This window comes from Litoreibacter sp. JB4-2 (genome assembly GCF_055693445.1).
The window spans coordinates 3,847,363-3,864,193 of record NZ_CM146334.1; the positions used below are offsets into that span (position 1 = coordinate 3,847,363).

Genomic DNA, 16,831 nt, shown 5'->3' on the forward strand with positions numbered 1-16,831 from the left:
GTGTCTCCTGTGCTGCGCGCGTCATGCGGCGTAGCCCTTTCAAGATCAATCAACAACGCTGTGAGCGCAAGAAAACAAAGGCAAACTCACCGGCACGTGATCACAGGGCTGTTTGACAATTGGTGCGGCAAGGCTCAGTCTTCTGCCAACAAATTCCACCTGAATTTCCCATAGGATGCTCGACATGATGCGATTTATATGTGCCGCGGCTGCGGCTTTGGCACTGAGCGGGCCGGGATCGGCCCAACAGATGGACGAGCAGGCCCTGCGGGCATTGGTTTTAGAGACGATCCGCGACAACCCCGAAATCATCCGTGAAGCCATCGGGATATTGCAAGCGCGTGAGGAGGAGGCGCAAGCTGCGGCCTCCGCGCAAGCGCTGCAAACGCAACTCTCTGCGTTGCAAAATGACCCCAACGCACCGGTGCTTGGGAACCCGGAAGGTGATATCACGATTGTCGAGTTTTTTGACTATAATTGCGGTTATTGCCGCCGGGTCTATCCGAATGTGAAGGCCTTGATGGCGGGGGATAAAAACATTCGTGTGGTGATGCGCGAGTGGCCGATCCTGGGCGAGGAAAGCGTCTTTGCCGCGCGCGCCTCGCTGGCGTCGCGCAAGCAAGGTAAATATGAGGAATTTCACAGCGCTTTGATGGCCAATCAGGGGCGCGCCAGCCAAGCAAATGTGCTGAGCATCGCCGATGATCTTGGGATGGATATCGACCAGTTGCGCGCTGATATGGAAGGCCCTGAAGTGGATGCCCATATCGACATGAGCCGCCAGTTGACGCAGGCGCTTGGGCTGAACGGGACGCCCGCCTTTGTCTTTGAAGATCAGCTTGTACCCGGCGCGATAGAGCTGGATCAGATGAAGCAATTGGTCGACCAGCTTCGCGGCTAATTTTTCTTGGCTCTGATGACGTTTCGTCGCGGCGTGTGCCGTGCCGATCCGCCGGGGGCTTTGCCCCCGGACCCCCAGAATATTTTTGAAACAATGAAAGGGAGTTACGCGCTTTTTATCAGCGTGCTGATTTCCTCGACTTTCTGAGCGAGCAGAGCACGGTCGCCTTTCGCTTCCACATTGAGGCGCAGCACAGGTTCGGTGTTGGACTGGCGCAGGTTGACTCGCCAATCGCCCATATCGAGCGACACGCCGTCCAACCGGTCGACATCATTGGCCTGGGCCACATAGGTCGCCTCAAACGCGTCGATGGCGGGTTGTTTGTCGTCGAGCTTGAAATTGATTTCGCCTGAGGACGGGAAGCGCGCCTGCATGTCCGCCACCAAGGCCGACAAGGGCTGGCCGGTGCGGCACATATGCTCTGCCACCAGCAGCCAGGGGATCATGCCGCTGTCGCAATACATGAAGTCGCGGAAGTAGTGATGCGCTGACATCTCGCCGCCGTAAACCGCGTCGACCTCGCGCATTTTGGCTTTGATATGAGAATGGCCCGATTTGGACACCACGGCCTCACCGCCGCCATCGGCGACCAGATCGAGCAACGCCCAGATCACGCGTGGGTCATGAATGATTTTTGCGCCCGGGTGTTTGGGCAGGAAGGCGGAGGCGAGCAAGCCCACCACATATTCACCGTCCACGAAGGCGCCTGTTTCGTCAAAGAAGAAACAGCGGTCGAAATCGCCATCCCACGCGACACCCATCGCGGCGCCCTCAGCAACGACGCGGTCGGCGGTGTGGGAACGGTTTTCGGGCAGCAGCGGATTGGGGATGCCATTTGGGAAGCTTCCGTCAGGCTCGTGGTTGTGGCGAATGAACTCAAACGGCGCGCCGGCCACTGCCAGCTTTTCAGCGATTGCGTCAAAGGAGGGGCCTGCGACGCCGTTGCCAGCGTTCACCACCACCTTCATGGGCGCCAAGGCAGGTAGATCAACGAAGCTTACGACCCGGTTGGCATAGGCGTCGCGCGGGTCTTGCTGCGTGTAGCTGCCCTGGGTCTTCGCTGGTCCAAATGCGTCGGCTTCGCACAGGTCCGAAATGTCGCCAAGCCCGTCAGCAGCCGAAATGGGCCGGGAACCTTCGCGCACCATTTTGATGCCGTTATAGTCAATCGGGTTGTGCGAGGCCGTCACCATCAACCCGCCACCTGCTTTCAGATGAGTCGTCGCAAAATAGACCTCCTCAGTGCCGCAGAGGCCAATGTCGATCACGTCAACGCCTTCGTGGCGGAGACCGCGGGTCAGGGCTTCGGCCAGTTCGGGGGAGGTGGGGCGCACGTCATAGCCGATCACCACGGTGCCAGGCGTCATCGCGACTGCAAAACCGCGGCCGATTTTGTAGGCGATGTCGGTGTTCAACTCCTCGCCCAATTTGCCTCGGACATCGTAACTCTTGAAACAGCTCATCATGGCGGGGTGCGCTCCTAAATAATTTGAGCTGTGAGTAACGCCTGACCGTGACAAAACCAAGTCATCAAACGTAAACGGCCCGCCTGTTGGGGCGGGCCGGTCACATTGTTTGTTTTCAGGCCTAGACCTCTTCAGGCAGGATCAGGTTCATTGCAATCGCGATGATCGCTGTTGGCGCCACGGCGGAGGTCATCAGAATTTTGACAACGCCCGGCAGGTATTGCACTGCGGAAGGCACAAGGTTCAGACCAAGTCCCGCTGCAAGCGAGACGGCGATGATGATCATGTTGCGCCGGTTCATGGTGACTTCGGTCAGCATGTTCAGGCCAGCCGCTGCAACCATGCCGAACATCACAATCACACCGCCGCCTAGGACGGGCAGGGGCATGGAAGCGATGATGGCGCCGATTTTTGGCAGAAGCCCACAGACGATCATGATTAGCCCCGCGATGGTCACCACATGGCGCGACATGATGCCCGTCATGCCAACGATGCCAACGTTCTGGCTGAAAGATGTGTTGGGCAAGCCGCCGAACACACCGGCCACAGCCGTTCCGAGCCCGTCCGCATAGGTTGCGCCAGCGATTTCGCGGTCCGTCGCGATGCGGCCTGCACCGGCTTTGGTTGTTGCTGAACAATCACCAACCGTTTCGATTGCCGAAACAATCGACACCAGTGTCACGGCAATCACCGCGCCCAGAGAGAATTCAAACCCGTAAGGCAGCGGCTGGATGGATGTGACCCAGGCGGCTTTGCCGACAGCGCTGAAATTTACCATCCCGAGCACGAATGCCAGCACGTAGCCCGCCAGAAGGCCGATCAGAATGCCGGCATTTGAGATCGGGCCTTTGGTGAAAAATTTCAGAGCCAAACTGACGATCACCACGGTCAAAGCAACCGACCAGTGTTTCAGCGAGCCAAAGCTTTCGGCCTCCATCTGAAAGCTGGCGGCGCCGCCTGCAGCGTATTTGATTGCAACCGGGATCAAGTAGAGCCCGATGGCCAGAATCACCAGCCCGGTGACGAGCGGCGGAAACAACCAACGCAGATGCTGGATCACGCCGCCCAACAGAAAGTGGATGACCCCACCGATGATGCAGGCACTAAGCGCCACGCCAAGGCCTTGCGTTGCAGCCACACCAGCCAGCACGCCGACGAAGGCGAAAGATGTCCCTTGCATAATCGGCAGCCGCGCGCCAACTGGGCCCAGCCCCACGGTCTGAAACAGCGTTGCGACCCCGGCAAACAGCATTGCCATCTGGATCAGGTAAACCTGCTCGGCGGAACCGAAAGCAAGGCCCGCGGCCCCGGCAACGATAATTGAAGGCGTCACATTGGAGGCGAACATCGCCAGGACGTGTTGCAGCCCCAGCGGGGCCGCCTGTGCCAGCGGAGGCGTTGTATTCGGATCGGAATACGCCCCCAGAGTGCTCGTCGTGTCAGTCATTTTAGTCTTACTCCCCATCACTTAGTCTTGGTCGGGCGCAGTCCCACGCGCCGTTTTCTACCCTTTGGCTTGTTGCCCGAACGGGCGCGCAGCCGCACGGCAGATCGCAGACGACCGTCAGCATTTCTCTGGGCGGCGTCAATACCTAGTCAATTTATGATGCAAATGCTCAAATCTTGTGCATTTGCGCATCATGTTTAGAAGCTGTGGGGATTGCTATGAAAGCTAGGGTAGCCTGTCTTTCAGCCTGAAATAGGCGATCCGTTCGACCTGGCGGCATGCCTCGTTGAATTCGCTCTCGCTGTCGCTGTTGATGCGCTTTTTGAACGTTTCGATGATCGACGCCTTGTCATGGTCACGCACGGCAATAATGAAGGGAAATCCGTGCTTTGCGGTGTATTCTTCATTCAAATCTGTCAGTGTCAGCCGTTCCTCATCGCTGAGCACGTCCAACCCGGCGGAGGCCTGTTCCGACGTGCTTTCCGCGGTCAACTTTTTGGCAACCGCAAGCCGCCCTGCAAGATCGGGATGCGCGTCAAGCACTTCGAGCTTGCGTGGTGCAGGTGCTGCGCGGAAGGCGCGCACCAATGCGCCGTGCAGCCCAGTGGCGCTGTCATGGGCCGGGCCCAGTTCCATTTTCCAAGCGTCGCTGGCGACCCAAGGCGAATGCTCGAAAATGCTACCATACTCCGTGACAAACGCGTCTTCATCCATCTGGGAGGGGCGCGTGGCGGGCTGCGGCGGGTGCGTGTCGCGCCAATGTTCAGCGATTTGCTGGCGAGTGGCGAACCAGACGCCGTCATGGCTGTTGGCGTAGTCGATGAAACGTTTCAGCGCCTGCACGCGGCCTGGGCGTCCAACAAGACGGCAATGCAAGCCAATGGACATCATCTTTGCCGCGCCCTCGGCCCCCTCTGCGTAAAGCGCATCGAATGTGTCGCGCAGATAGGCCTCAAACTGGTCGCCAGAGTTGAACCCTTGCGGCGTGGCAAAGCGCATGTCGTTGCAATCAAGCGTGTAGGGCACAACCAGCTGATCGTGGTCATTGAAGCGCAAGTAATAGGGCAGGTCGTCTGCGTAGCTGTCAGCGCAGTAATCGAACCCGCCTTCTTCCGCCACAAGGCGCAGCGTGTTTTCCGAACAGCGGCCCGTGTACCAACCGCGTGGGCGGCTGCCCACAACTTGGGTATGCAGAGCAATGGCCTGTTCCAAATGCGCCCGTTCTTCGTCTTCGGTGAAGTCTTTATATTCGATCCATTTCAGCCCGTGGCTGGCAATCTCCCAGCCCGCGTCTTGCATCGCGGCCAGTTGTTCGGGGGAGCGGGCGAGCGCGGTTGCCACCCCGTAGACCGTAACAGGTAGGTCCTTGAGCAGCCGGTGCAGCCGCCAGAACCCTGCGCGCGCCCCGTACTCGTAGATCGATTCCATATTCCAATGGCGTTGCGCGTCCCAGGCGGCGGCACCCACGATTTCGGACAAGAACGCCTCAGACGCTTTGTCGCCATGCAGGATATTGTTTTCGCCGCCTTCCTCGTAATTCACGACGATCTGGACTGCGATCTTGGCACCATTAGGCCAGCGAGGGTCAGGCGTTTGCGGCCCGTAGCCGCGCATGTCTCTGGGGTATCTGTTCATGTGCCCAGCATTAGGCAAATCCGGGCTTGCCGCCAAGTGTTAAGCGGTGCGCGCCCGTCTGACGGAGTTAACGAAGGCCGCCACAAACAAGGCTGTCATGATCAAAACGATGGTGGGCGCGGGTGCGCTGTCGATGAAGAAGCTTAGGTAGATCCCCGCAATGCTTGAGAAAATCGCTACAAAAACGGACACAAACATCATTTGGCCAAAACGCCGCGTGACCAGAAATGCGACGGCCCCCGGGGCCACAAGAAAGGCAATCGCAAGGATAATCCCAACAGCTTTCAAAGCGGCGACAACCGTGAGCGAAATCACCGCCAAAAGGCCGAAATGCAGCCACCGGACGCTGAGGCCCAAGGCGCGGGCCTGCTGCTCATCAAAGGCGTGCAGCAACAAATCGCGCCAGAACATCAGCAACAGAAGCGTGACGCAGACCGCGATCACACCAGTGAGCCATAGATCGTTCACGCCCACACCCAGCATATTGCCAAACAGGATGTGATCGAGATGCACGTCGCTTTCGATCTTTGTGTACAGCACGATGCCAAGCCCGAACATGGCCGAGAAGACCACCCCCATCACCGTGTCGCGCTTCACCCGCGAATTCTCGTCGATCCAGCCGGTTAGAAGCGCGCAGGCCATGCCGGCCACAAACGCACCGATGACCAGCGGGATGCCGATCACATAGGCGATCACAATGCCCGGCAGCACAGCGTGGCTGATTGCGTCACCCATCAGGGACCAGCCCTTCAGCACCAGAAAACACGACAGTATCGCGGCAGGGATGGCCAGCATTGTGGTGATCAGAAATGCGTCCTGCATGAATTGGAACTGGAAAGGCAGTAGCAGGTCTTCCATCTACACGGCCTCCCGTGCGCGGCGGCGCGACGCCAAAATCCCGTGTTTCGGGGCAAACAGAAACGCGACCCCAAAGACCAAAGCCTGCAAACAAACGATCACGCCGCCCGTGGCCCCGTCGAGGAAATAGCTGATATAGGCGCCGAAGAACGACGTCAGCGCGCCAATGGCCACGGAGACGATCAAAAGGCGCGGGAACCTGTCGGTCAGCAAATAGGCCGTCGCCCCAGGGGTTACGACCATCGCGATGACCAGAAACGCGCCAACGGTTTGCAGTGCCGCCACCGTGCTGGCGGACAGCAGGATGAAAAACATCAGCTTCAACCTGTCGGGGTTCAGCCCAATAGAGCGGGCATGACTTTCATCGAAAAACGCCACCATCAGGTCTTTCCACTTGGCCAATAGCACGGCCAGTGAGACGAAGCCGATGATGGCCAGCTGCAAAATGTCAGTGGGTGAGATCGCCAGTATATTGCCCAGGATGATGGTCTGCACATTGATCGAGGTGGGCGAAAGCGACACCATGAACAGCCCCAACCCAAAGAAGGAGGTGAAGATCAGCCCGATGATTGCGTCTTCCTTCAACCCGGTGCGCTGATTGAGAAACAGCATCGCGCCGCCCGCCAACCCGCCCGCCAGAAACGCGCCCAAGGCGAAGGGCAAGCCCAGCATATAGGCGCCCGCGACGCCCGGCACGATGGAATGGCTCAGCGCGTCGCCGATCAGCGACCAGCCTTTGAGCATAAGGTAGGCCGACAAGAACGCGCAGACTCCGCCGACAAGGGCGGACACCCACATCGCGTTGAGCATGTAAAGGTAGCTGAAAGGCTCAAGAAGGCTTTCCATCGCCGCCTTCCTTCGTATCTTCGTCGTCCTCGTAGATCACGAATGGCCGCTCATCGTCGGAGATTACGGTCAGGCGGCGGGTGTCGCCGTCATCCTCGTGCAGGTCGGCGCCTTGCATGACGAAATGGCGCAGCACACCGCCAAAGGCGCGTTCGAGGTTTTTGGAGGTGAAAATTTCTTTCGTCGGCCCGTAATCCAGAACAGTGCCCTTGATCAGGATCGTGCGGTCGCAAAACTCGGGCACAGAGCCCAGGTTGTGGGTGGACACCAGCATGACCCGTCCCTCATCACGCATTTCGCGTAGCAGCTTGATGATCTCGTCTTCGGTCTGCACGTCGACGCCTGTGAAGGGCTCATCAAGCAGAATAACTCTGCTGTCTTGTGCCAAAGCGCGGGCCAGAAAAACGCGTTTCTTTTGGCCGCCGGAAAGCTCTCCGATTTGGCGTTTGCGGAAATCCGACATGCCGACACGCTCCAACGCATCCTCGACAGCGCGGTGATCGGCAGGTTTGGGAATACGTAGGAAGCCCATATGGCCGTAGCGGCCCATCATCACCACATCTTCGACGAGGACGGGGAAGGACCAATCAACCTCCTCCGCTTGAGGGACGTAGGCTACCACGTTGCTTTTTAACGCATCTTGCACGGTGCCACCCAGTACAGTGATCGTGCCGGCGGAGGTCGCGACAAAGCCCATGATCGCCTTGAACAAGGTCGATTTGCCCGAACCATTTACCCCTACAAGGGCCGCGATTGTACCCGTGGGCAGCTCAAACGTGGCGTCCCGCAAGGCCGTATGGCCGTTGCGGTAGGTCACGGTGATGCCAGTCGCAGATAGCCCGGATGCATTCATTCAGTCAGGCCCTTCGCGATGGTGCCGACAGTTTCGCGCAGCAGGTCGATATAGGTTGGCACCGGCCCGTCCGCAGCACTGAGGCTGTCAACGTAGAGTGCGCCACCGTATTTCGCTCCGGTTTCACGCGCGACCTGTTCTGCCGGGGCAGAAGACACTGTCGATTCCGAGAACACCACTTTGATCTCGTTGGCCCGCACCGTGTCGATCACATTGCGAACCTGGCTTGGCGTGCCTTGCGCATCGGCGTTGATCGGCCAGAGGTAGAGCTCTTTCAACCCAAGATCGCGTGCAAGATAGGAAAACGCACCCTCCGACGTCACCAGCCAGCGATCCGCCTCGGGAACCGCTTGAATTTGATCGCGCAAGGGCCCGACAACATTCAATAATTCTTGTTTGTATGCCTCGCCATTCGCGGCGTAGGTCGCGGCGTTTTCCGGGTCATGTTCCGAAAATGCCGCCACGATATTGTCGACATAGATCAGCGCAGCATCGACCGACATCCAGGCATGCGGGTTGGGTTTGCCGGTGTAGGGACCTTGGGTGATGCCCATCGGCTCCACGCCATCTGTGACCACCGCGGAGGGCACATCGCGCAGGTTGCGGAAAAACTGTTCAAACCACAATTCCAGATTGAGCCCGTTCCAAAGGATCAGATCGGCATCCTGCGCCTTCAAAATGTCGCGTGGGGTCGGTGCGTAATTGTGGATTTCGGCGCCGGGGCGGGTGATGCTTTCAACAACGGCCACGTCGCCCGCGACATTGCGCGCCATATCCGCGATGACAGTGAATGTAGTGACGGCTTTGAATTTGTCTTGCGCCCAAAGCGGGCTCGCGGTCGCCAAAAGTATCGAAAGAAACAGAAAACGCATGGGTCAGCCTCGCGATTGAACTTACCCATCTATATGCGAATGATTCTCAAGAAGTCAATCTAGTTGCGACTTATTCTCAGCTAAAGCCCGTGCACGCAGATGTCGCGGTCCGCCGAGCCCTTTGCGCTGCGCCACCTGACGGCGGGTCATTGTCTTGGGAATTTCGCCGGCCATATCAACTTTGAAGGCAGGGTCACTTGGCAAGCAGCCAATGCCACAAATCTGATGGATTGTGCGGGACCGGTAATCAACCATCCAAAACCGCCCACCCGGGGTCGACACGAAGCCGAACACCTTGTTGTGATAGTCCATATCCATGTCGTCGACGGAGGGCACCTCCGCGTCGTCAAATTCGCTAAAGGACCCATGTGTGTGGTAAGATGCCACAGGCGTGATTGAGCTATCGACAAAGCCCCGGTGGTCACAGCCCGAGCTGCGCCCGCGCCGCGCGGGGGACACGATCAGCTCATTGGCCGATGTCATGCCAATCATGCCGCAATATTCGCGGCCTGAAACAAAAGACTGGTTTTGAAGGGAAGAAAGCGCCATTTTTGCCTTTTCAATCAAAGCGGTATCTGCCGCCTGACATAAGTTTGTCAGGGCGCAAATAGCGATCGAAGTGCTCGCAAGCAGCGTTTTCATTCCGTCCTGGCTCCCATTTCCCCAATACAATACATGACCATTCTTTCTTAGTCGTCAATGCCTTCCTCACGGTCAAGCAGCTGCTGCAGCGAGTATGTGTCACGCACGTTACCCTCTGAAACAGGTTCGTAATCGGGGTCGCGCGGCAGACAGCTGACGTCGCAAATCAAGCGCACGCGGTTCAGTTTCGGTTCAGTGATCCAAAACCGGCCGCCGGGGGTGGACACGAAACCCAACACGCCTTCTTGGCCGTCTGCCAGCAGGTCATCTGATGACGGCACCTCCGCGTCGGCGTCGACGTCATGGCTTCCATGAGTGTGATAGGAGGCCAGCGTTTCAACGCTATCGCTATAGAATGACCGCGGTTGGCAGCTGTCGCGTCGGCCTTTGCGTGGGCGGGTGATGACGATGTTTCCCTGTGCATTGCGGCCCAGCATGCCGCAATATTCGCGGTCAGCTTTGAAGGAGTTACTTTGAATGCTCGTCAGCGTGGCCTTGGCCGCTGCAATCAGGTCTGCATCTTGCGCGTGGCCCACTGTTGGGCCGCACAGGACCAGCGCGAGCGCCAGCTGTCTGAAAGTTTTGGTCATGTCTGCTCGTAACCTTTGCTCTTGATTGGATCTAGGCGCGGAGACGTGGCTCTGTCAAAACACATATTGCATCCTAGTGAACAGGACATGACCAATGACCGATTTTGTGCTCGACCCGCCGCAACAGGCCTCGCTTGCCGTCAAAAACAGCAGCGCGCGTTTCCCGATCCGCCGCATTTTCTGCGTCGGGCGGAATTATGAGGCGCATGTGCGCGAGATGGGCAATGACACGCGCGAGCCGCCGTTTTTCTTTTCAAAGCCGGCCGATGCGGTGGTCGAAAGCGGCGCAGAGATTGCCTACCCTTCGGCGACACAAGACCTGCATCACGAGGTGGAACTGGTTGTCGCCATAGGCGCCCCCGGGCGCGACATTGCTGCCGAGGATGCGCTGGAGTTGATCTGGGGCGCGGGCGTGGGCGTGGACCTGACCCGCCGCGATCTACAGGCGCAGGCCAAGTCGAAAGGCCGCCCATGGGATATGGCAAAGGGGTTTGACCAATCCGCGCCGATGGGCGCGCTGGTGCCGATCTCGGACGTTGGAAGCCTTGCGGCAGGCAAAATCTGGCTCTCGGTCGATGGCGGCATGCGGCAGGAGGCCGACCTGTCCGAGATGATCTGGCCCGTCGCCGATTGCATCGCGCATCTGTCGGGCCTTGTGGCGCTTGCGCCGGGCGATTTGATCATGACGGGCACGCCCGCCGGGGTGGCCGCGATTGGGCCGGGGGCCAAGGTCAGGGCCGGGATCGCCGATCTGCCGGAATTGTCGTTCCAGATTGCGCGCTAGGCGGTTACGAGGAACGGGTCGGGGAAAGTAAATTCCTCAAGATTAGCGCCGTCGCCGATGCGGTCCACCACAGCAAAGAGCCCTGGCGCGCTGAGCGGTGTCAGGACCCCGTGCCAAGTGCCCTTGTGAAAGTTGATCGCCTGGCCCGGTCCGGTCAGAAACGCCAGTGGCGTTCCCGGCTGACCGGCTTCATCCGGGGCCACGCAGACCAGAAACGGATGTTCACTCATCGGGACAAAGGCCTGGCTGCCCAGCGGGTGACGTTCCACCAGATCAAGCGTGTAGGGCAGGGCGCGCGGCGTTGCGTTGAAGAGGCTTATCCCGGCATGGCCTCCATCAAACTCTAGCTGGGCGCGGTCATGGTAGCGCCCGCACAACCCCGCATTGATCAACTTGTCGGGCGCACCCGCGCAGTCCAAGACATCGCCAAAGGGCGCAAACTCTGCTGCGCTCAGCGGAACCGCTTTGATCTGATGCGCCATATTGCGCCCTCGCTCTTTTCTTCCCAACCGCGTCACTCTAGGCTCAATCGACAGGTCGCAACAAGGCGGCACGGATACTTAGGGGTGGCGCAGATGCCGGGCTATTTGACAACACATGTTCTGGACACGGCGCGGGGTGTTCCGGCCGAAGGTGTCAAAATTACGCTCTACCGTGTTTCGGGCAATTCACACCGAAAGATCGCGGAGGCCGTGACCAATGCCGATGGTCGCACGGACGCCCCTATTTTGCCGAAAGGTAGTTTTAAAACAGGCACGTACGAGCTGATCTTCAGCGCGGGCGACTATCTGGATGCGAGCGGCACTCCGCCGGAAGACCCGCGCTTTTTGTCCGAAATTCCGATCCGTTTTGGCATGTCGGCCGAAGATCACTACCACGTGCCGCTGCTGCTATCGCCCTTTGGCTATTCGACCTATCGGGGCAGCTAGATGTACGACCTTGCTATTTTGTGGGACTGGTTCGCCTTCGCGATCCGCTGGCTGCATGTGATCACCGCGATTGCCTGGATTGGCTCGTCCTTCTACTTCATCGCGCTCGATCTGAGCCTGAACCGTGACATTGATGGCCCCGCAGATGGCGAGGAATGGCAGGTTCATGGCGGCGGCTTTTACCATATCCAGAAATATTTAGTCGCCCCCGCTGCGATGCCGGAGCATCTGACCTGGTTCAAATGGGAAAGTTACGCGACCTGGCTGTCGGGCGCGGCTTTGTTGATGGTCGTCTACTGGGCGGGGGCGGAGCTGTATCTGATCGACCCGGCCCGCGCCGATTTGGCGTTGTGGCAGGCGATTTTGATCTCCGCCGGGTCGCTCGCTGTTGGCTGGGTGATCTATGATTTTCTTTGCAAATCGCCGCTGGGCGATCAGCCGACGCTGTTGATGGTGCTTCTGTTTGTGATCCTGGTGGCGATGTCTTGGGGCTATCATCAGGTGTTCACTGGCCGGGCCGCTATGCTGCATCTGGGTGCGTTCACGGCCACGATCATGTCGGCGAATGTGTTTTTCATCATCATGCCCAACCAGCGCATTGTGGTGGCGGATTTGAAAGCGGGCCGCACGCCGGACGCGAAATACGGCAAGATCGCCAAGCTGCGTTCGACCCATAACAATTACCTCACGCTGCCGGTGATTTTCCTGATGCTGAGCAACCATTACCCGCTGGCCTTTGCCACGCAATATGCCTGGGTGATTGCGGCGCTGGTCTTCCTGATGGGCGTTACGATCCGGCATTATTTCAATACGATGCATATGACCGGCGCAGGCCCGCGCTGGACGATTGGGGCGACGGTGATCTTGTTTTTAGTCGTGGCTTGGCTGTCGACCGCAGGCACGGGTGAGACGTGGGAGGAGGCTGACGCACGCCCCCTGACCCCGTCCGAGTTGGTCTTTGCACAAGCCGATGGCTTTGAGGAGGCGTCCGATATTGTGCTGGGACGGTGTTCGATGTGCCACGCGCGGGAGCCGGTCTGGGAGGGGATGCATTGGGCCCCAAAAGGCGTTTATCTGGAAACCGCGGGCGATATCGCCCGCCATGCGCATCAGATTTACCTGCAATCGGCGGTTAGCCATGCGATGCCGCCTGCAAATATTACTGAGCTGGACCCCGAAGACCGCGCCGTGCTCGCACGGTGGTACCGTGCGGCCGGCGAGCGCGGCTAGGCCTTTAAAAGCGGCGCTCGGAATGCTACCTGCCGCATCATGACACAGCCAGACGCCACCTCAGCCGCACGCCTCTCCGTCGCCCCGATGATGGATTGGAGGGGCATATAGATTATCGTTTTGATATCAGATGTTTGGGGTTCAGCTTATCGACGAGTCATACATAAGTCATACTAAAAAATATTTCCATGTAGTGCTGAAACGACAAAAGCCCGCGTCAGCGGGCCTTGTAGATCTAGGTATTGGCGCAGTGTGTGGGGGGGTCAGCCGTACATCAGCTCACACTCATGGCGTGCCTGCTTAGCGCGTTCGTCAAGATAAATGGCAAGGTCCTGCAAGTGTATGCCTCTTGAAGACTTTTGGCTATCTTCCATTTTGACCACGGGTAGTTTGATTGCGCCGTCTGCAATCTTACGAAGAAAATTTGGTAGGGTGAGGTGGGGGAAGTAGTCCGCTCGTATCGTGTCTACCGGTACGATTGGCAGTCCTTGGTAGCGGGCCATAAGCATCCACATAGTATCAGTCATTCATTAACCTACCTTTCTTTCATAATAGCCATCCTTAGCTGTTTGGGTTTCGATGGTGGCGGTATATGCCGATACGTGACGCCATGTAAAGTATTGTTTTTGAATAACAAAATGCCCATTGCTAAACAATGTGGGGATTTTTCTTGTCCAATCAGCGGGTTGAGTCCGCGCTTGTGGCTGAAAAAAATTCTGAAAACTACCTTTGGCCGTCCGAAAGTGCGCACCAAGCTAAACTTTTGTCGGCGAATCAATGGGGTAGGTTGAAAAAGTGTGACCCGTTTTGAATCTTTTGGCTGACAGATCCGAATCAATGCTTTAGTATGGCTGCAACATTAACGGCTAAAAGTAAACTATCAAAATGCACAAAAAGAAATATTTGACGATGGGCATGATTGCCTCTGCAATCAATGCCCCTGAACATGCAGCGCGGATTGTCGTGGCGCGTTGCTTTAATGACCTGCCAACGGCACATGTTATGCCAGACGGCGCGACACGGGCGCACAAAGGTTATGAAGTATTCGCCTTGATCGCAGAGGCGCAGCGCACGCTTAAGTATTATTCCGACGATATGGCAACCAAGATGCTGGCGATGGCTATCCCAGCGCGTGAGGGGGTGGCAGCATGAGTAATGTCGAAAGTTTCAACGCGCTCTTGGCGGCTGACAAAACTATGCAACGCACATTCGATGCGTTGGCGGATCGCTTGATCACTGAAAGTAAGCACCCTTTGACCAAGACACAACTTGCCGGGTTGGTTAGCGTTCGTTTGGCGACGTTGGCCCAGACCGACGTTGACGCGAACCACTACGCCCAAGAACTGGCAGATAATTTTGAAGTGTTTCGCCGCGACAATGAAGAGGCGGAACAGATTGCAGACCTCATGCAAGCCAATGTTGCGAAGCAAGAGGCGGCTGAGGCGGCGCTTGGATTGTCTGATATGAGCGGGCCTGACCGTCTGGCATTTGCCCGTGCAAACGGATTGATCAGCGCCAAAACGGAACCTGCAAAGCCCGCTGAATACAGCGCTGAGGACAAGACCGCGTTGGTTGCGCAGGCGTCGAAAATGGGGCCAGCCCGCCGCGCCGCGTTCGCCCGCCAACACGGGCTTTTGTGATGACGCAAGCACACATTGTAGGCACCGCCGAAATGACGTTCTCGCCAGTGGTCCAATCTGCGCAACCAGTTAACAACGTCGCGCAGATTATCGCGGTCTTGTCGGGCCGCGATGTGCAAGACGTGCGCACCCATTTCCATCGGGAAGGGGGGCGCTGGAAGTTTCGCGATAGCGACCTTGCCTCAGCCATTGAATGGTTTGCGGCCTCAAAGGTGGTGGGCCAGTGGAATGACTGACCCCTCTCTGCCACTCAAGAACGCGCGGCAAGAGGCCTTCTGTCAGGCCCGCGCCCGTGGTGCCACACTCGCCAAAGCGTGGCAGGCGGGCGTCAAACCGGGCGGGCGGGTCCCCGATGAAAACAGTGCAAAGGTCAGCGGGCACCGCGTCGAAAAACAGGCTGAGGTGCGGTTGCGGATTGCGCACATTCGCAAGGAACTTGAGGGCGATTATCAAGCTGACGTGCCAGAGATTTTCGACAAGACAACGATTGTTGAGCTAAATCTACAGATCAGCGAAATTCTTGAATCTGCGTATACAACCGCCGTGAGGGTTGGGAGGGTCTCTCCCCAAAAGTTAGAGCGGCTTAGGTCTGTGCTATCTCAGCACGTAGGGAGGCAATCCAAGCTATCTGAGGAAGACGTCCCCGTTGAGCGCGACACGTCTGTAATCGACGCCATCGCGGCGCGTGCGGCAAATTTGGGGTTCTGTAAGTGCAAGTAAACGAAAACAGCCTGAAAGCTCGTTCCGCCCGGTCCTCTATCTTTCTTATTCGGACCGGGATTGCGAAGCTGAAAGAATACCAAGCCCGTATCGAAGAGGCAGAATCTCTTGAGCGGCTTGTCATTGAGGCGTCCCAACTTTCAAGTAATCTAAAGCGCCTCGAAGGCCTGATTACAGAAGACGCCCCAACACCAAAACAGCCCGCGCCAGTAGAAGAGCCGCTGGACATTCACGCAATCGGATTCCTTGCCCACATGACGGCGCAAGGGAAGCTTTGCGGTGATTGCGGCCAAGTGAAAGTCAAAGGAAACTCAAATTGAATACCCTCGAACTGACAAAATTCGACCGCGCTAAACTCATGGTCTCGATGACTGAGGCCCTGTCGCCGGAAGAAAGCAGCACAACTGCCCACTTCATTGACGCTATTTGTTGGTCCGATTTTGACGACCTTGGCGAGGTGCTTTTGTTGTCTTCTGCCATCAGCAACCATGTTGAAAAGCATCTGGACGACCAAGGCGTTGAGCATTGCCGCGTGAAGCAATCGGGTGAGATCAGCGACTATGCCGCCATCACGCAAAAAGCACTGCGTCTGGCGGGGCTGGTGGAAGCGGGGGCGGGGTGGGCGACATGCACTGCGCCTAAGCCATCGCTGCCCGTCTGCGTCCTGCCGACAAATGAAGAACTGTTGCGCGGTTGGCTTGCGAATGGCTGATGTAATCAGCAACATGCGCTTGTCACCAGACGGTAGGTTTTTTCGCACCACGGGCGCGAGTGTGAGTACATGCGATATCCCTTCACCCTGCGCGGGCAGGTCAGTGGGCGTTCAAGGCGCATTCAACACTCAGACGATTTGCGACGGTTTCTCATCGCCGAAAAGGATGATGGCTCGGTTTTTGACATCGGCGATATTCTCGAATGGGTTGAGAACCAAAGTACTTGGAATGGGACGACCAAGATTAGCAAGCATGAATATCAAGCACGTCAAATGCTGGATGAGGGCTGCATTTATCTGGGCTAAAACGGAGAACGCCGCTGGCAGGACAAAACCAGCGGCGTTCTGATCGCGGTGGAGTGTCAGCGATGTGTTACCCACGGGAAAATAATATCAAAAATTCGGGATTGTCGCAAATCCGCGCGGTCTTTAAGTAATTGTTCTGAAAGTGAAGTTTAGCAGGTGCGTATTTTTGCGCATGAATCAAAATAGGGAAGAAATTCCTGAAAAAAGCAAATTAGTAGAATTGGGTAGCGTTTCTATGGCTTATTTTGGAATATCGTACCGCGTAGCGGGTTATATGAAGAACAAAATAACTATATAGCAAGTACGCATTTCTATTGACATGTCAGATTCACGACCGATCTCCGTATCTTTCGCGATTCGAATATGCCATAAACGAATTGAACGCCGCGCTACCCTTTGG

22 protein-coding genes are annotated in these 16,831 nt (G+C 57.2%); 11 read left to right on the plus strand and 11 right to left on the minus strand.

What is annotated here, in order from left to right:
- Window positions 1-184: 184 nt before the first annotated feature.
- Window positions 185-901 (plus strand): DsbA family protein, encoded by a 717-nt coding sequence (locus tag ACZ1G7_RS19280; protein ID WP_472660994.1) that lies wholly within the window; start codon window positions 185-187, stop codon window positions 899-901.
- A gap of 104 nt (window positions 902-1,005) precedes the next feature.
- Here the strand turns inward: ACZ1G7_RS19280 and ACZ1G7_RS19285 are convergent, their stop codons facing one another.
- From ACZ1G7_RS19285 to ACZ1G7_RS19325, 9 genes are all read right to left on the minus strand, one after another.
- Window positions 1,006-2,364: a phosphohexomutase domain-containing protein gene (locus ACZ1G7_RS19285; RefSeq protein WP_472660995.1), complete on the minus strand. Its 1,359-nt coding sequence runs from the start codon at window positions 2,362-2,364 to the stop codon at window positions 1,006-1,008.
- A gap of 124 nt (window positions 2,365-2,488) precedes the next feature.
- Window positions 2,489-3,814, minus strand: a complete 1,326-nt coding sequence (locus tag ACZ1G7_RS19290) for a uracil-xanthine permease family protein (protein ID WP_472660996.1) — start codon at window positions 3,812-3,814, stop codon at window positions 2,489-2,491.
- Between the two features lie 225 nt (window positions 3,815-4,039).
- Window positions 4,040-5,449, minus strand: coding sequence for an allantoinase PuuE (gene puuE, locus ACZ1G7_RS19295; RefSeq protein ID WP_472660997.1), 1,410 nt, complete (start codon window positions 5,447-5,449; stop codon window positions 4,040-4,042).
- Window positions 5,450-5,488: 39 nt separating this feature from the next.
- Entirely contained in the window at window positions 5,489-6,307 is an 819-nt protein-coding gene (locus ACZ1G7_RS19300) for a metal ABC transporter permease (protein ID WP_472660998.1), read from the minus strand.
- On the minus strand, window positions 6,308-7,153 hold the full coding sequence (locus ACZ1G7_RS19305) for a metal ABC transporter permease (protein WP_472660999.1): 846 nt from the start codon (window positions 7,151-7,153) through the stop codon (window positions 6,308-6,310).
- A complete protein-coding gene (locus ACZ1G7_RS19310; RefSeq protein WP_472661000.1) occupies window positions 7,137-8,006 on the minus strand; it encodes a manganese/iron ABC transporter ATP-binding protein in 870 nt (289 codons plus the stop codon). Before ACZ1G7_RS19310 ends, ACZ1G7_RS19305 begins: the two co-directional genes overlap by 17 nt.
- Entirely contained in the window at window positions 8,003-8,878 is an 876-nt protein-coding gene (locus ACZ1G7_RS19315) for a metal ABC transporter substrate-binding protein (protein ID WP_472661001.1), read from the minus strand. The genes ACZ1G7_RS19310 and ACZ1G7_RS19315 overlap by 4 nt, the downstream gene beginning before the upstream one ends.
- 54 nt (window positions 8,879-8,932) lie before the next feature.
- Window positions 8,933-9,427 carry a DUF4329 domain-containing protein gene (locus ACZ1G7_RS19320; RefSeq protein ID WP_472661002.1) on the minus strand — a complete coding sequence of 165 codons (495 nt, stop codon included), beginning with the start codon at window positions 9,425-9,427 and terminating at the stop codon, window positions 8,933-8,935.
- A gap of 140 nt (window positions 9,428-9,567) precedes the next feature.
- The gene (locus ACZ1G7_RS19325) at window positions 9,568-10,110 is read right to left on the minus strand and encodes a DUF4329 domain-containing protein (protein ID WP_472661003.1); all 543 of its coding nucleotides are present in this window, start codon (window positions 10,108-10,110) and stop codon (window positions 9,568-9,570) included.
- Window positions 10,111-10,204: 94 nt separating this feature from the next.
- On the opposite strand from ACZ1G7_RS19325, the gene ACZ1G7_RS19330 reads away from it, so the two are divergent.
- Window positions 10,205-10,894 carry a fumarylacetoacetate hydrolase family protein gene (locus ACZ1G7_RS19330; RefSeq protein ID WP_472661004.1) on the plus strand — a complete coding sequence of 230 codons (690 nt, stop codon included), beginning with the start codon at window positions 10,205-10,207 and terminating at the stop codon, window positions 10,892-10,894.
- Here ACZ1G7_RS19330 and ACZ1G7_RS19335 read toward each other — a convergent pair.
- Window positions 10,891-11,376: an ureidoglycolate lyase gene (locus ACZ1G7_RS19335; protein WP_472661005.1), complete on the minus strand. Its 486-nt coding sequence runs from the start codon at window positions 11,374-11,376 to the stop codon at window positions 10,891-10,893. The genes ACZ1G7_RS19330 and ACZ1G7_RS19335 overlap by 4 nt on opposite strands.
- Before the next feature lie 93 nt (window positions 11,377-11,469).
- Between ACZ1G7_RS19335 and uraH the strand changes: the two genes are divergently transcribed.
- Window positions 11,470-11,823 (plus strand): hydroxyisourate hydrolase, encoded by a 354-nt coding sequence (uraH, locus tag ACZ1G7_RS19340; RefSeq protein ID WP_472661007.1) that lies wholly within the window; start codon window positions 11,470-11,472, stop codon window positions 11,821-11,823.
- Window positions 11,824-13,053 (plus strand): urate hydroxylase PuuD, encoded by a 1,230-nt coding sequence (locus tag ACZ1G7_RS19345; protein WP_472661009.1) that lies wholly within the window; start codon window positions 11,824-11,826, stop codon window positions 13,051-13,053.
- A 263-nt stretch (window positions 13,054-13,316) separates the two neighbouring features.
- Here the strand turns inward: ACZ1G7_RS19345 and ACZ1G7_RS19350 are convergent, their stop codons facing one another.
- Complete coding sequence (locus ACZ1G7_RS19350) at window positions 13,317-13,580, minus strand: pyocin activator PrtN family protein (RefSeq protein ID WP_472661010.1); 264 nt, start codon at window positions 13,578-13,580, stop codon at window positions 13,317-13,319.
- A 388-nt stretch (window positions 13,581-13,968) separates the two neighbouring features.
- On the opposite strand from ACZ1G7_RS19350, the gene ACZ1G7_RS19355 reads away from it, so the two are divergent.
- From ACZ1G7_RS19355 to ACZ1G7_RS19385, 7 genes are all read left to right on the plus strand, one after another.
- Window positions 13,969-14,205 carry a hypothetical protein gene (locus ACZ1G7_RS19355; protein WP_472661011.1) on the plus strand — a complete coding sequence of 79 codons (237 nt, stop codon included), beginning with the start codon at window positions 13,969-13,971 and terminating at the stop codon, window positions 14,203-14,205.
- On the plus strand, window positions 14,202-14,693 hold the full coding sequence (locus ACZ1G7_RS19360) for a hypothetical protein (RefSeq protein WP_472661012.1): 492 nt from the start codon (window positions 14,202-14,204) through the stop codon (window positions 14,691-14,693). Before ACZ1G7_RS19355 ends, ACZ1G7_RS19360 begins: the two co-directional genes overlap by 4 nt.
- Window positions 14,693-14,929: a hypothetical protein gene (locus ACZ1G7_RS19365; RefSeq protein ID WP_472661014.1), complete on the plus strand. Its 237-nt coding sequence runs from the start codon at window positions 14,693-14,695 to the stop codon at window positions 14,927-14,929. The genes ACZ1G7_RS19360 and ACZ1G7_RS19365 overlap by 1 nt, the downstream gene beginning before the upstream one ends.
- Window positions 14,922-15,413 carry a hypothetical protein gene (locus ACZ1G7_RS19370; protein WP_472661016.1) on the plus strand — a complete coding sequence of 164 codons (492 nt, stop codon included), beginning with the start codon at window positions 14,922-14,924 and terminating at the stop codon, window positions 15,411-15,413. The genes ACZ1G7_RS19365 and ACZ1G7_RS19370 overlap by 8 nt, the downstream gene beginning before the upstream one ends.
- The gene (locus tag ACZ1G7_RS19375) at window positions 15,404-15,733 is read left to right on the plus strand and encodes a hypothetical protein (RefSeq protein WP_472661018.1); all 330 of its coding nucleotides are present in this window, start codon (window positions 15,404-15,406) and stop codon (window positions 15,731-15,733) included. The genes ACZ1G7_RS19370 and ACZ1G7_RS19375 overlap by 10 nt, the downstream gene beginning before the upstream one ends.
- The gene (locus tag ACZ1G7_RS19380; protein ID WP_472661020.1) at window positions 15,730-16,125 is read left to right on the plus strand and encodes a hypothetical protein; all 396 of its coding nucleotides are present in this window, start codon (window positions 15,730-15,732) and stop codon (window positions 16,123-16,125) included. Before ACZ1G7_RS19375 ends, ACZ1G7_RS19380 begins: the two co-directional genes overlap by 4 nt.
- Before the next feature lie 69 nt (window positions 16,126-16,194).
- The gene (locus tag ACZ1G7_RS19385) at window positions 16,195-16,431 is read left to right on the plus strand and encodes a hypothetical protein (RefSeq protein ID WP_472661022.1); all 237 of its coding nucleotides are present in this window, start codon (window positions 16,195-16,197) and stop codon (window positions 16,429-16,431) included.
- Window positions 16,432-16,831 lie beyond the last annotated feature (400 nt).